Source organism: Neorhizobium sp. BETTINA12A (genome assembly GCF_023006485.1).
Classification (GTDB): Bacteria; Pseudomonadota; Alphaproteobacteria; order Rhizobiales; family Rhizobiaceae; genus Neorhizobium.
In genome coordinates, this window is the sequence record NZ_JALBGW010000048.1 from 1 (window position 1) to 13,169 (window position 13,169).

Sequence of the window (13,169 nt, forward strand, 5' to 3'; positions counted from 1 at the left end):
GGGCCTGGCTCGGAGCCGGCGCTGTGCGGGCCGACGCGGATCTGGCGCATGCTGTCGATGGTGGCGATCGAGCCGCCGCCGGCACCGATCTCGACCATCTCGATGACGGGAATAGAGATCGGCATGCCGCTGCCTTTCTTGAAACGCCACGTTCGCGCTACCTCGAAGGTCTTGGAGGTTTTTGGCGTCTGCTTTTCGATCAGGCAGATTTTTGCGGTGGTGCCACCCATGTCATAGGAAAGGACCTGATCAAGACCATAGCTGCTGGCGATATGGGCGGCAAAAATCGCACCGCCGGCAGGACCGGATTCCAGCAGACGAACCGGAAACTCGATCGCGCTTTCGACGCTGATGATGCCGCCACCCGAATGGATCATGAAGACCGGGCAGCGCGTGCCTTCCTCGGTCAGGCGTCCAACGAGGCGGTTGAGATAAGATGCCATCAACGGTTTGACGAAGGCGTTGGCGCAGACGGTGTTGAAGCGCTGGAACTCGCGCATTTGCGGCGAGACTTCTGACGAGATCGACACGGAAATATCGGATTTCTTGGCCAGCAGACGGTCGCGAACAACCCTCTCGTGCGCGCCGTTAAGATAGGAATGGATGAAGCCGATGGCGACGCTGTCGTAACCGGCAGCGACGATGCTGTCGCACAGCGCATCAACCTCGGCAAGATCGAGAGGTCTCAGCACCGAACCGTCGGCGCCGATCCTTTCGTCGATGACGAAACGCTCGTTTCGCGGCACCAGCGGCGCCGGCAGCACAATATCGAGGTCATACTGTTCGAAGCGGCTTTCGGTGCGCATCTCGATGACATCGCGGAAGCCCTTGGTGGTAATGAAGGCCGTACGGGCGCCGCGCCGTTCAATCAGAGCGTTGGTGGCGAGCGTGGTGCCATGAATGATCGTGTCGATCTGCGAAAGCTCGACACCGGCGACCTCGGCCACCTCTCGGACGCCCTTGACGATCGCATTTTCGGGATAGGAATAATCGGTCAGCACCTTGATTGAATGGAGTGTGGTACCGACCTCCATTGCAACGTCGGTAAAGGTGCCGCCGATATCGACACCGACCCTGATCTGCTTGCCATCTTTCGTCATTTTCTCGACTATGCTCCCTAAGCGAGCTGTTGTTGCGCTTGCCCGATAACCCGATTTTCGGCGTGCAGCGGCCTGTCCCCGCCCGCACAGACGGGCGGGGGTCAAAAGCTCTTGAATGTGTTGGGTTTCTCAAGCTCAGCGCGGCAGCTGTAGCGGCAACGCAGAGCTTTGGCGCTACAGTTTCCCGGTAAAGTCTACACCCGGCAATTCTGTTGGAAGTTTTGCACGGTCGACGCCGATCCACTTCTTGTAGAGGGCATCGAGTGACCCGTCCGTCGTGTGCTTGATAACGAAGTCCGTCAGGAAGGCGAGCAGTTCCTTATCGCCCTTGCGGACCGCCATACCCTGGAAGTTGTCGGCGACTTTGTATTTGCGTTCGAACTGCTTGTCATAACCGGTCTCTTTGATGACGAGGCCATAGGTGACGCTGCCTACGATCGCATCAACCTGACCGGACAAAAGCGATTGAACAGTCGTGGCGTCGTCATCGAAGCGCTTGATCTGCGTGCCCTTCGGCGCGACCTTGACCAGCAGCGGCTCGAAAGCGCTGCCGCGGTTAACGCCGATCACGTATTTCGAAAGATCCTCGTTACCTTTTATGGCGGCGTCCGTCTTGCCCCAGACAGTAATGTCGTTCGACGAATAGGGAATGACATACTGGATCACCTTGGCGCGTTCTTCGGTGATCGTCATCGACGGCACCAGGAAGTCAACGTTGCCGTTCACCAGCAGCGGAATGCGGTTCTGGCCTGTGATACGTTCGAACTTCACCTCGACGCCCAGCTCCTTGGCGATCATCTTGGCGATTTCGATATCGAAACCGTCATTGCCGCCCTTGGAGTCGATAAAACCCCACGGAAACTGGTCCATCTGCACGCCGATGGTTGCCGTGCCCTTGGCCTTGATCTCCTCGGATGTGACAGCCATTGCCGTCGTTGCGAATGAAGTCGCGGCGAAGAGAATGGCGGCAAGGCCGCTCAGGGCTTTCGAACGCGAAGGGGTCGGGACTGCGTTGGTCATGTGATCACCTCTGGTTGGTTTCTTGGTATGCGTTTTGTCTTACCGCGCGGCGTTGAGGCGCCGCTCGATCCGGGCACTGCAGTAGGTCAGTGGTACGCAGAGAAAGAAGTAGATGAGTGCGACCGCCCCGTAGACCTGCAGCGGCTGAAACGTGATGTTCGACATCAACTGACCGGAGCGGGTCAGTTCCGTGAGACCGAGCAGCGCGGCAAGTGCCGTGCCCTTGATCAGGTTGACGAGGAAGCTGATGGTGGCCGGCAGGCCGATGCGCAAGGCCTGGGGCAGCACGACATCGACCATGCGATGCCTGTAGCCGATGCCCAGTGCGCGTGCCGCCTCGCTCTGTCCATCGGGAACGGCCTGGATGCTGCCGCGCCAGATTTCGCCGAGGAACGCGCTGGTGTGAAGCGACAGGCCGATCGTCAGCGCCACCCAGACATCCACTTTGAAGCCCAAAAGCGGCAGGCCGAAATAGACGAAGAACAGCTGAACCAGCAATGGCGTGCCCTGAAATATCTGGATGTACGTCGCCATGAAGATGCGCAACGGTTTCCATTTGCTGGTGCGTCCAAGCGCAACAGCCAGACCCAGCGCTCCGCCGACGGCGAAGGCAAGAAGCGAAAGGACAACTGTCCAACGTGCGCCTTCAAGCAGAAAGAGGAATTCATTCCAGCCAAATTGACGGATCATCGGACTGCCTCACTTTGCCGGGTAGGAAAAATAGACCCGGCCGATGATGCCGAGGGTGACGGAAACGAACTGGGACAACAGGAGGTAGATGACGCCGAGCGTGAGATAGATCTCGAAGCTTCGGAATGTCTGGGCATCCAGCGTCTGTGCAAAATAGGTAAGCTCTTCCGCCGAGACCGACGAAACCAGACTTGAGTTCAGCATCATCAGGATGAACTGGCTGCACAGCGCCGGATAGACGGCCCGGATGGCCGGCCGGAGGACGATGAACCGATAGATATCAGCCGTATGCATCCCAAGCGCCCTGCCCGCCTCGATCTGTCCTGGACGGATAGACTGCACACCGCCGCGCACGATCTCAGCCGCGCAGGCGGCGCAATTCAGCGTCATGGCCAGGATTGCCGCCTGTTCGCCGCTGAGCCGGATGCCAATTGCGGGCATGCCGAAAAAGACAAAGAACACCTGCACGAGGATAGGCGTGTTGCGGATCAACTCGATGTAGCCAATCGCAATAGTGCGTAGCGTTGGCAGCTTGCTCATGCGCATCATCATGAAGAAAATGCCGAGCGACAATCCGAACACCATTGAGAGAGACGACATTCTCAACGTGCCGATCATGCCTTCCAGCAGCGTTGGCCACGCAGCAAAAACGGGTGCGAAGTCGAAAGTGTAATTCATCGGCCCCTCCTCAATGGTTGAGGATCTGGCTGAGGAACGTTCTGGTTCGCTCGTGAGCCGGATTGCTGAAGAATACGTCGGGTTTGGCGCTCTCTATGATTTCGCCGCGGTCCATGAAGATGACACGGTGGGCGACCGCCCGTGCAAACCCCATCTCGTGGGTTACGCAGATCATCGTGATGCCGTCGTCAGCAAGCGAGATCATCGTGTCGAGCACTTCCTTGACCATTTCAGGGTCGAGCGCTGAAGTCGGCTCGTCGAACAGCATGATCTTGGGGTCCATGCAGAGCGCCCGCGCGATTGCCACGCGCTGCTGCTGACCACCCGAAAGCTGAGCCGGATATTTCCGTGCCTGTTCAGCAATGTGCACGCGCTCGAGATGACGCATCGCCTTTTCCTTTGCGTCAGTCACCGAAGCCTTGCGCACCCGGCGCTGGGCCAGCATGCAGTTTTCCAGGACGGTTAGATGCGGAAACAGGTTGAACTGCTGGAACACCATGCCGACATCGCGGCGAATATGGTCGGCATTGCTACCCTTCTGGCTCAGCTCCGTGCCATTGACGGCAATGCTTCCCTCCTGGATTTCCTCCAGGTGATTGATACAGCGGATAAGGGTCGATTTGCCGGAACCTGAAGGTCCACACAGAACGATATGCTCGCCGCGACCAACTTCAAGGTTGATCCCCTTCAAGACCTGAAGATGACCGTACCATTTGTTGACGCCCGTCATGGCTATGGCTTTTTCCGACATGCTGGTCCCGTTCATGGCCAGTTCCCCTTTATTGATGTCAGGCTTTCGGTGCGACTTCGAAAATGGCGTCGACTTCTACGGAAGATCCGCGCGGCAATGAGCCCGCACCAATCGCGGTGCGAACGTGGCGTCCCTTGTCTCCAAAGATCTCCACGAGAAGGTCGGAAGCGCCGTCGATGACGGCTGGATGGCCCCCGAAATCCGGCGGCGCATTAACGAAACCACGCAATTGAGCGCAGGCAATGACCCGGTCCAGATCGCCATCCAGCGCGGCATTCGCTCTGGCAACGATGTTGAGCGCGCAAAGGCGAGCGGCCTTGTATGCGTCCTCGGGCGAAATGTCCTGACAGACCACGCCGACATAATGCTCGACACCGTCGATCCGTGGGATCTGGCCCGATACGAAAAGAAGGCTCCCGACGAGCCTGTGAGGAATGTAATTTCCTGAAGCCGGGGCAATCGCAGGCAAAACGATACCGAGCTCCGAGAGACGTACGGCGACGACACCCATAGCAGTTTTCCGTTATTGTAAGAGCGCTGATGCGCGAACCACGTTCCCGGGACCGTTCATCAGAAGCCATAAGCGTCGAATGTCGATCCACTTTTCTGATGATGAAGATTGACGAAATAGTATCTCATGTCAAGAGAGAATCTGGAGGTACTATCTCTTGAGTTGGCGGTTTGTTACATGCTATTTTTTAGAAGCTTTTACAAGATATTAGCCAACTTAAGACGACCGCTTCTCTGGTAGTGTCATTAAAATTTCGACCCGCTTCCCGCAATTTTTTTTGAGGCAAGCCGCTGATTTGCGTCCAGTGAAACTTCTTTATGTGAAGTGTGCGCACACCAAGGCAATAATTCAGCGGTGGGTAGTAGCATCACCTCGGGATGAAGTGATAACTTGCGTCAAACCCTGCAGTCATTCAGCGGGGCGCGACTTAGGCAAAGGGAAACAGGTTTTGGACACTTTAACGGGCCGAACAATAAAGGCACTTAAAGCTCACATCGGCAGCAACCAGTTCGAAAGCGGTACCAAGCTCGGATCGCTCGCGGAATTGTCGGAGCAGTTCGGCGTCAGCAGAACAGTCATTCGAGAAGCAGTGTCCGCCTTGCGGTCCGACGGCATTGTCGAGTCGCGACATGGTGTCGGGGTGTTCGTTCGCAACAGACCCAGCCCCGATATCGAAGATGCCAACTCGTTGGATGCAAGCCTCGCGCTTGCTCCCCTGGCTCGCCTGCAGACGTCATTCATGGATCTGCTGGAGCTCAGAATGGCTTTCGAGGTGCATGCTGCCGGGTTGGCGGCGGTTCGGCGATCCTGGGCTCAGGAATCCAATATCTGGAACGCCGCTCGCGAGTTCGAAGCCTCACTCGAAGACGAAGCTGCGCTTGATCATCTCGACTTCGTCTTTCATCGTTCAATCGCAGAAGCGACGAACAATGGTGCTTTCATCGAGTTCTTCAGCCTTATGAGCCTGCAGATTCTCCCGCAACCGGCTTTCTCCAAGCAGCTCAATCCTGCGCTTATAACTCTAGACTATATCCAGAATACTGTGGTCGAACATCGGGCAATCTGCGAGGCAATTAGCTCAGGCAGTGCGGAACGGGCGCGCGAGGCGATGAGAATTCATCTTAGCCGTAGCCATCTACGGTATCGCGGTTTTTCGGACGACGCTGCCTCGCCCCTGAGCAATGTGGCGCCCAAAGACTAGCCCACCTCGCCGTACATGCTCTTGATAGGATTTGAACCATCGGCACGTCTTACGGTCTGATTATGTGGCGTAGGCCCACTTCGGTCCCACTCGAAGGCATGTTGTCGGAAGGTGGTTTGCAAGTGGGTTCTATTTCGGTGGGTCGATGACCGTCATGCTGATGCTCGCAACTTGCGTGAATCGGACTGGTTTCGAATTCGTCTGGGCAATGGACCAACAGTTCTTAGTCATGTCCATCGTGGGCAAGAGCTTTTCGAGAAGGCGGCCCTATCCCGCTCCAGGATGCGACTGGAGCTCGAATTCTTCAGATTCGTGGGATCAAACGGTTCCCTTACTTCCATCCGCTTGTGCAAGAGGTCTGGACCGGCCTAACGTCCGCTTCAATCGTATGCAGACGAAGGGTGCCACGTGAGTCCGTCCCGCAAATCGACCGCCCAACAACGGCCGCGCTCCCTCGAGGCACGCATCTACGCGATCTATTCCACGCTCTCGCCCGCCGAAAAGCGGCTCGCCGACATCCTGCTGCAATACCAGATGGACCTGCCGAGCTATACGGCGGGCGAGCTTGCGGAAAAGGCGCAGGTGTCGAAAGCGACGGCGGCACGGCTGATCCGTTCGCTCGGTTATGCGACCTATCCCGATGCCAAGCGGCAGATCCGGGCCGACCAACACTGGGGATCGCCCCGGGCAGGCCTGGAAGACCCCGATCGCGCGCCGTCAGGCAAGGTCACGCTTTCCAGCACGGTCCAGATGGACCTCGACAATATTCGAACCACCGCCGAAAGCCTGTCCGAAACCACGCTGAGCGAAGTAAGCCAGGCGATCGTCGGCGCCCGCCGCCTGTGGATCATGGGCCTGCGCAGCGGCTACGGCCTGGCGCTGCAGGCGGCGCATTATTTCACGCTGATGAAGAGCGACGTGCAAGTGATCCCCGCCGGCGGGGGGAGCTATTCGCATGAGATCGCCTCCATCGCGAAGGGCGACGTGCTGCTCGTCATCGCATTCCGCCGGCGCCCCAGGCTGCTGCCGACGATCATCAAGGAGGCGCGCGCCGCAGGGGCGATAACTGTGCTGATCACCGATCTCAGCGCCGCGGCAAGCGCCAAGGCCGCCAATCATGTGCTGCGATGCCGTTGCCAATCGCCGTCGCCCTTCAATTCCTTCGTCGCCGCCGTCACCATCATCAATTATCTCGCCTGGAGCGTATCGACGGCAATGGGAGAGGCGAGCCTTGCCCGATTTGAAAAGATCGACAGATTGGTGAAACTGCTCGACGACGTATCGACACCCCAGACCAGTATCGGCCGGTAGGCCGGTAAGGCGCGACATTGGTCAGGAAAATTTTTCGAGCACGTGCAGACGCGTCGGCGATGCCCAGACACCGGATTTGGATGTAGTCAGGCCGCACCTGACGAGCGTCTCGGCAAGACCGACGGCCGTCGAGACGCCATCAACCACCGGAATGCCGTGCGCGCGCTGCAGGTCGAGCGCAAATTCCGCCATGCCGGCACAGCCGAGCGAAACGCCCTCGGCACCCAACTCAATTCCCCGGCGAATACAATCCGAAATCCGCTCGAACGCGCCGCTTTGCGGCTTTTCGAGTTCAAGCACCGGAATGTCGGTCGCAAAGACCCGGCGGCAGCGGTGGCCGAAACCATAGCGGTGGATATTGTCCTCGATGACCGGCGCCGAGCGGGAAAGCGTCGTCACCACGCAGAAGCTGTGCGCGACAAGGCTGACCGCATGGAACGAAGCCTCGCCAATCCCGATCACGGGTTTTGTCGCAATCGCTCTTGCAGCATCCAGCCCGGTATCGTCGAAACATGCGATGATATGGGCATCGGCGCCATCGCGTTCGGCGGCAACGATTTCCTTCAGCAGGCCGGGCACCGAAAGCGCCCCGTCAAAGGGACCTTCGATCGCTTCCGGCCCGGTTGTGGGCTGCCCGCCGACGATCTCGGTGTCACGGCCGGCAACGGCGCGCGCCGCCGCCGTGATGCGCTGCGTCATCGACGCAGTCGTGTTGGGATTGATGACGGCAATACGCATCGTCTTGGATACTCCAGGGATCAAGTTGGGTCAGGCGGCCGTGAAGGCTGCCGTCGGGCGCGTGTCGATAAGATCGCCATAAGCGATCGGCGCCTCGGTAAGATGGCCGTCGGCAATACCCTGCTGCCAGCGGGCATAGGCGTTCGGATCGATCCGCGGCGTCGTCCACATGCCGTTGGCCCGATAGATATTGGCTAGCCCCACAAGCAGGTCCGGCGAGAATTTCGGGAACGTCTTTGCCAGGAAGTCGCGGTATTCCTCGGCATCATGGGCCAGGATCCACGCCATGCCGCGACCGAGCGCCCTGGAGAACCGGGTCTGGGTATCCAGCCGTGCATCGTCGCTCTCACCTTCGGCATAATAGACGCTCCACGGCACGTTGCCGCCGGTGATGGGGAGTTCGGCAACGACATGGACGCCAGTCTTCGATGCAAGCGTGACGGCGGACGGGTAATCGATCACCAGATAGTCGCCCATTCCCCCCACGAAGAGATCGGACAGCATCTTGCCGTCGAGATCCTGGACGAAATTGACCGTCAGCGGATCGACACCGTTTTCGCGCAGCAAAAGCTTGGTGAACAGGCCGACGCTGGCGCCATTGCTGCCCTTCATCGAAATCGTTTTGCCAGGCACGGCCTGCCAGTCGAAATCCCCGGGCTGTTCGCGGCCGAGGATGGCCAGGGGCGCGCGGGCCGCGATCTGCGCGAACGGCGTATAACGTTTGCCGCGGCTATGGAACATCGACGGGACCCAGATGCCGCCAAGCGCGGCGTCCGCCATGGCCGAGCCGATGTCGCTGAGCACCAGGTCCCAGGGAGATGGAACGCTTGCGGTAACGCCGAGCCCCTCCTCCTGAAAGAACCCCTGCCAGACCGCGACATATTCGGGAAGGTAGTTGAGGCTGTGCCCGGTCGCCGAGACGTGGAAATTCTGCATGATGTTCACTCCTGGTCCGGGAAAATGCGATCGCCGTTGTCGATGTCGAACCACAGGACATCGTCCGCCTGATAATCCAGCGAACACAGTTCACCGATCTTGACCTTCGGGTTGCCCGAGACCCGGACGAAGACGAGGTCGTGTTCCAGCAATCGCTGGTCCTTGTTCTCCTCGCCGGTCATCAGGCGGCAACCGATCACCGTCTCCGCGCCGAGGCGCTCGACGACCGCAACCTGTGCAGGCAGGCGCCCTTCCGCGGCGGGGTGAAGGGAAAGCTTTTCGGGTCTTACCCCGAATGTCATGTGCCGTCTTGAGGGGAACGGCGCTTCATGGTCGACCGCGAGCTTGCCCGAAAGCTGGAGAGCGTTGTTGCTGACCGAAGCCGGGATGAGGTTCATCGGGGGCGAACCCACGAAACGCGCGACGAAGGTGTTGGCGGGATGATCGTAGATCTCGTCAGGTGTATCGACCTGCTGGACGATGCCTTTGTTCATCACGATGATGCGCGTCGCCATGGTCATGGCTTCGACCTGGTCGTGCGTCACGTAGACGAAGGTCTTGCCGACCTTGTGATGCAGAGCCGAGATTTCCGAGCGCATCTGCGTGCGCAGCTTCGCATCCAGGTTGGAAAGCGGCTCGTCGAGCAGGTAGAGGGCCGGATTGCGCACCAGCGCGCGGGCCAGCGCGACGCGCTGCCGTTGCCCGCCCGACAGGCTCGCGGGGCGTCGGTCGAGCAGAGGCTCGAGTTCCAGCTGACGGGCGATACTGAGCGTCCGCTCGGCGATATCTGCCCGCTTCATCAGCCTGTGGCGGGCGACGATGTTGACGATCGGCAGATGATACCACTTGCGAAACGCATCCATGATCAGCGGAAACGCAATATTCTCGCGGACCGTCATATGCGGATAGAGCGCATAGGTCTGGAAAACGAAGGCGACGCCGCGCTGTTTGGGCTCCCAATCGTTGGCGACGGACCCGTCGAACAGCAGGACTCCGGAGGTAATGTCACTGAGGCCCGCGATCATGCGCAGCAGCGTCGATTTCCCGCAACCGGAGGGGCCGAGCAGGACCAGGAATTCGCCGTCATGGATGTCGGCGTTGAAGGCGTCGATCACCGTGTGATCGCCGAAGGCCTTGGAGACTTTGTTGAACGTCAAAGCGGGCATGGATTATCCCTTTACGGCGCCAGCCGTCAGACCGGCCACGATCTTGCGCTGGATAAGAAGGAAAAAGACGATGGCAGGAAGGCTGAACACCAGGGCTGCGCCAAGCACGGCCGACATCGGCGTTTCATACTGCCCGACGAAGGAGGCGAGCCCGACGCTTGCCGGCCACAAGGAATTGTCCATCAGGAAGGTCGAGGCGAACAGGAACTCGTTCCAGCCGGCAAAGAAGGCCACCACGGCCGCCGCCGCGATGCTCGGCATGATCAGCGGCAGAATGATCATGGTCAGCACGCTGAACCGCGGGCAATTGTCGATGATCGCGGACTCCTCGATCTCGTAGGGCACCGCATCCATCGCGCCCTTCAGGACGAAACACGCGACGGGCAGCGAGAAGCCGACATTGGCGAGGATCAGACCCGTCAGGCTGTTCAACAGGCCGAAGGTGATGAACATCGCATAGAGCGGCACCAGGATCAGTGCTTCGGGAACGACCTGGGTCATGAACAGCAGAAAGCCGACCAGGCCACGCCCATGGAACTTGAAACGGCTGAGCGCATAGCCGGCAAGCGCGCCAAGTGTCAGGCTCAGAATGGTGCCGCCTGAGGCAATCAGCAGCGTGTTGAACAGCCAGCGGCCGATCGGAACATTGCCGAGCTCGGTTACCAGATCCGGCAAATGCTGCAGCTGCGGCCAGGCGACCTGGCCGGTTCCGTAAAGCTGGGAATTGACGTTGAGCGCGGTGGCTGCCATCCAGTAGACCGGGAAGCCGGCGAGCACGACCAGAACTCCGATCAGCGTATATCGCAGCGCCTTCACGGCGAGTTTTCGGGGTGTCATCATCGAGACATCCTCTTCATGCGGCGTTGTTCGGCAGTGTAGTGGATGGCCGCCACCATCAGCGCCAGCGCGAGGCCGACCGCGCCGTAAGCGCTGGCCATTCCCAGTTCATGGCCCTCGAACGCCGTCTGGCGGAGCTTGACGACGAGGGTGCTGGTCGAACCGAGCGGACCGCCCCCGGTCAAAAGGTAGATGATGTCGAAGCGGCGAATGGACCAGACGGCGACCAGAAGGGCTGCAAGCTGGATCGAGGGACGGATATGCGGCAGCGTCACTGCTCGGAAGGTGCTGATCCCATCGGCGCCATCGATCCTGGCGGCTTCGCGCACCTCCTGCGGCACCGATTGAAGGGCTGCCAGCACAACCAGCATCACAAATGGAGCGACCTGCCAGACCGTGACGGCAAGAACAGAGCCGAGCGCATAGTCCGTGCTGGTCAGCCACGAGAAGCGGCCGATGCCGAGGAGCTCGGTCATGCGATTGAAGACGCCCGACCGTTCGTTATACATCCACAACCAGATCAGCGAGGCAGCCACCCCGGGCACGGCCCAGCCGAACAGCAGGATTGCACGGACGACCGCCCGCCCCTTGAAGGGACGATCGATGGCAAGTGCGGCCACAACGCCGAGAGCGACGCCGATAAGGACGGTCAGGACCGTATAAACCAAGGTTGCTTTCAGAGAGACATAGAAGGCTGGATCTTCGATCAGCCGTTCATAATTACCGAGGCCGATGAACCGGCCTCGGTTGGGATTGACGATCCGGGTGTTGGTCAGGCTCATGTACATCTGCCGCGACAGCGGCCAGAACATGAAGACCACCAAATAGATCATGGGCGGAAGGATGAAGGCATAGGGCAACAATTTGACCAGGCCGCTCCTGTTTTTCAGGCCATTCGCGCTCACATCAGTCTCCCTTCTTGATGCGACGGTCTCAGAACTGCTTGTCGATGGCTGACTGAGCTTCGGCGAGCGCCGTCTTCGGATCGGCATTCGCAAGGATGACCTTTTCGACGGCCTGCATCACGAAACGCATGATTTGTGCCGTTTCGACTTCATGTCCCTTGATCAGCGTGCTGCGGGAGGTTTCCGCAAGCTTGACGAAGGTCGGCGCCCAAGGGTTGGCCTTGGAGTAGGCATCGCTGACAGGCACGTCGGTTGCAAGCGCATCCGGACCTGATGCGTCACGCAGAGCCTGCTGGCCAACGGGGCCGACCAGCCACTTGACGAAGGCGATCGCTTCCTTCTGGTGTTTGCCGTGCGAGCTCACGCCGACGAAGATCTGCTGATGCGCGCCGGGGTTCTTGAACGGCATCGGAGCGGCATAAAGATCGCCGGACTGAAGGGCACCGCCGGAGGCGATATTGAGCGTGCCGCCGGAATTGTCGATCGAGAAGGCCGCGTGTTTTTCCTTGAAGCGCGTGCGCTGCGTCGGAAAGCTGTCGCCGATCGGCATGATGCCGGCGTCGTAAGTCTTCTTGAAAGCCGTGATGGCGGCGACGGCTTCCGGGGTATTGATCGTCAGCTTGTCGTTTGCATCGACCCAGTTGACGCCGTAGCCATAGGCCCAGCTCTGGAAATCCATGAACCAGCCCGAAAAGTCGTTGATCTGGTGGCGGGCGGTAAAGCCGATGACGCCCGGAGTTGCGGCTGATGCAGCCTTGGCGGAGGCAATCAGTTCATCCACCGTCGCCGGCACCTTCGCATTGGCGGCATCGATCAGCGGCTTGTTATAGATCAGGGCGTAAACGGCGCGCTGCCAGGCGACGCCCAGGCGCTTGCCGTCGATCACCCCGTTTTCATTGCTCTTGTTCAGCTTGGCTCCGTCAGCCGCAGCCGAGAGATCGACGAGGAAGCCTGCATCTGCAATCGCGTAGAATAGGCCTTCCTGCATCATCGCTACATCCGGCCCCTGGCCTGCGCCCATTTCCGTCGTCAGCTTGTCGGCGAATTCTGCGGACGGAATGGCTTCCTGTTCGAGCGTGACGTTCGGATTGGTTTCCTGGTATTTGGTGACCGCTGCCCAGAGGTTCTTGCCGCGCAACGCATCAAGCCATTGGGAATTGGCCAGTTTCAGCGTGACCTTCTCGCTCGATTGAGCATGAGTTTCGCCTGCACCGAGCCCGACGGTCAATGCAAGCGCCGCTACGGCTGCCGTAGCCAACAGCTTTCGGCGACGAATCCTATCAAACATGTCTGTTCTCCATCTGGGTTTCTTATTTGGCGGTTTC

14 protein-coding genes are annotated in these 13,169 nt (G+C 59.3%); 2 read left to right on the top strand and 12 right to left on the bottom strand.

Annotated elements, in window-relative coordinates:
* From MOV61_RS14270 to MOV61_RS14295, 6 genes are all read right to left on the bottom strand, one after another.
* Positions 1–1,100, bottom strand: a 1,100-nt coding sequence (locus tag MOV61_RS14270; RefSeq protein WP_247137023.1) for a hydantoinase/oxoprolinase family protein, incomplete at its 3' end; no start/stop codon positions are given.
* 174 nt (positions 1,101–1,274) lie between these two features.
* The gene (locus MOV61_RS14275) at positions 1,275–2,120 is read right to left on the bottom strand and encodes a transporter substrate-binding domain-containing protein (RefSeq protein WP_247137024.1); all 846 of its coding nucleotides are present in this window, start codon (positions 2,118–2,120) and stop codon (positions 1,275–1,277) included.
* A gap of 39 nt (positions 2,121–2,159) precedes the next feature.
* Entirely contained in the window at positions 2,160–2,810 is a 651-nt protein-coding gene (locus MOV61_RS14280; RefSeq protein WP_247137025.1) for an amino acid ABC transporter permease, read from the bottom strand.
* 9 nt (positions 2,811–2,819) lie between these two features.
* Positions 2,820–3,488, bottom strand: coding sequence for an amino acid ABC transporter permease (locus MOV61_RS14285; RefSeq protein ID WP_247137026.1), 669 nt, complete (start codon positions 3,486–3,488; stop codon positions 2,820–2,822).
* Between the two features lie 10 nt (positions 3,489–3,498).
* On the bottom strand, positions 3,499–4,254 hold the full coding sequence (locus MOV61_RS14290) for an amino acid ABC transporter ATP-binding protein (protein WP_247137027.1): 756 nt from the start codon (positions 4,252–4,254) through the stop codon (positions 3,499–3,501).
* 22 nt (positions 4,255–4,276) lie between these two features.
* Positions 4,277–4,750: a RidA family protein gene (locus tag MOV61_RS14295; RefSeq protein ID WP_247137028.1), complete on the bottom strand. Its 474-nt coding sequence runs from the start codon at positions 4,748–4,750 to the stop codon at positions 4,277–4,279.
* Positions 4,751–5,198: 448 nt separating this feature from the next.
* Here MOV61_RS14295 and MOV61_RS14300 point away from each other — a divergent pair, with 448 nt between their 5' ends.
* Both MOV61_RS14300 and MOV61_RS30460 read left to right on the top strand, forming a co-directional pair.
* Positions 5,199–5,951, top strand: coding sequence for a FadR/GntR family transcriptional regulator (locus MOV61_RS14300; protein WP_247137029.1), 753 nt, complete (start codon positions 5,199–5,201; stop codon positions 5,949–5,951).
* Positions 5,952–6,359: 408 nt separating this feature from the next.
* Positions 6,360–7,262, top strand: coding sequence for a MurR/RpiR family transcriptional regulator (locus MOV61_RS30460; RefSeq protein WP_247137030.1), 903 nt, complete (start codon positions 6,360–6,362; stop codon positions 7,260–7,262).
* A 21-nt stretch (positions 7,263–7,283) separates the two neighbouring features.
* Here the strand turns inward: MOV61_RS30460 and MOV61_RS14310 are convergent, their stop codons facing one another.
* Genes MOV61_RS14310 through MOV61_RS14335 form a run of 6 tightly spaced genes read right to left on the bottom strand, consistent with a single transcriptional unit; the run spans position 7,284 to position 13,132 of the window.
* A complete protein-coding gene (locus MOV61_RS14310) occupies positions 7,284–8,000 on the bottom strand; it encodes an aspartate/glutamate racemase family protein (RefSeq protein ID WP_247137031.1) in 717 nt (238 codons plus the stop codon).
* A 30-nt stretch (positions 8,001–8,030) separates the two neighbouring features.
* A complete protein-coding gene (locus tag MOV61_RS14315) occupies positions 8,031–8,936 on the bottom strand; it encodes an ABC transporter substrate-binding protein (protein WP_247137032.1) in 906 nt (301 codons plus the stop codon).
* A 5-nt stretch (positions 8,937–8,941) separates the two neighbouring features.
* Positions 8,942–10,102: an ABC transporter ATP-binding protein gene (locus tag MOV61_RS14320; protein WP_247137033.1), complete on the bottom strand. Its 1,161-nt coding sequence runs from the start codon at positions 10,100–10,102 to the stop codon at positions 8,942–8,944.
* A gap of 3 nt (positions 10,103–10,105) precedes the next feature.
* Entirely contained in the window at positions 10,106–10,942 is an 837-nt protein-coding gene (locus MOV61_RS14325; protein WP_247137034.1) for a carbohydrate ABC transporter permease, read from the bottom strand.
* Complete coding sequence (locus tag MOV61_RS14330) at positions 10,939–11,844, bottom strand: carbohydrate ABC transporter permease (RefSeq protein WP_247137035.1); 906 nt, start codon at positions 11,842–11,844, stop codon at positions 10,939–10,941. The genes MOV61_RS14325 and MOV61_RS14330 overlap by 4 nt, the downstream gene beginning before the upstream one ends.
* 28 nt (positions 11,845–11,872) lie before the next feature.
* On the bottom strand, positions 11,873–13,132 hold the full coding sequence (locus tag MOV61_RS14335) for an ABC transporter substrate-binding protein (RefSeq protein ID WP_247137036.1): 1,260 nt from the start codon (positions 13,130–13,132) through the stop codon (positions 11,873–11,875).
* Positions 13,133–13,169 lie beyond the last annotated feature (37 nt).

What these genes read in the sequence shown, in the direction of transcription:
- MOV61_RS14275 (WP_247137024.1), bottom strand. Translation starts at nt 2,120, where the DNA reads ATGACCAACGCAGTCCCGACCCCTTCGCGTTCGAAAGCCCTGAGCGGC.
- MOV61_RS14280 (WP_247137025.1), bottom strand. Translation starts at nt 2,810, where the DNA reads ATGATCCGTCAATTTGGCTGGAATGAATTCCTCTTTCTGCTTGAAGGC.
- MOV61_RS14285 (WP_247137026.1), bottom strand. Translation starts at nt 3,488, where the DNA reads ATGAATTACACTTTCGACTTCGCACCCGTTTTTGCTGCGTGGCCAACG.
- MOV61_RS14290 (WP_247137027.1), bottom strand. Translation starts at nt 4,254, where the DNA reads ATGAACGGGACCAGCATGTCGGAAAAAGCCATAGCCATGACGGGCGTC.
- MOV61_RS14295 (WP_247137028.1), bottom strand. Translation starts at nt 4,750, where the DNA reads ATGGGTGTCGTCGCCGTACGTCTCTCGGAGCTCGGTATCGTTTTGCCT.
- MOV61_RS14310 (WP_247137031.1), bottom strand. Translation starts at nt 8,000, where the DNA reads ATGCGTATTGCCGTCATCAATCCCAACACGACTGCGTCGATGACGCAG.
- MOV61_RS14315 (WP_247137032.1), bottom strand. Translation starts at nt 8,936, where the DNA reads ATGCAGAATTTCCACGTCTCGGCGACCGGGCACAGCCTCAACTACCTT.
- MOV61_RS14320 (WP_247137033.1), bottom strand. Translation starts at nt 10,102, where the DNA reads ATGCCCGCTTTGACGTTCAACAAAGTCTCCAAGGCCTTCGGCGATCAC.
- MOV61_RS14325 (WP_247137034.1), bottom strand. Translation starts at nt 10,942, where the DNA reads ATGATGACACCCCGAAAACTCGCCGTGAAGGCGCTGCGATATACGCTG.
- MOV61_RS14335 (WP_247137036.1), bottom strand. Translation starts at nt 13,132, where the DNA reads ATGTTTGATAGGATTCGTCGCCGAAAGCTGTTGGCTACGGCAGCCGTA.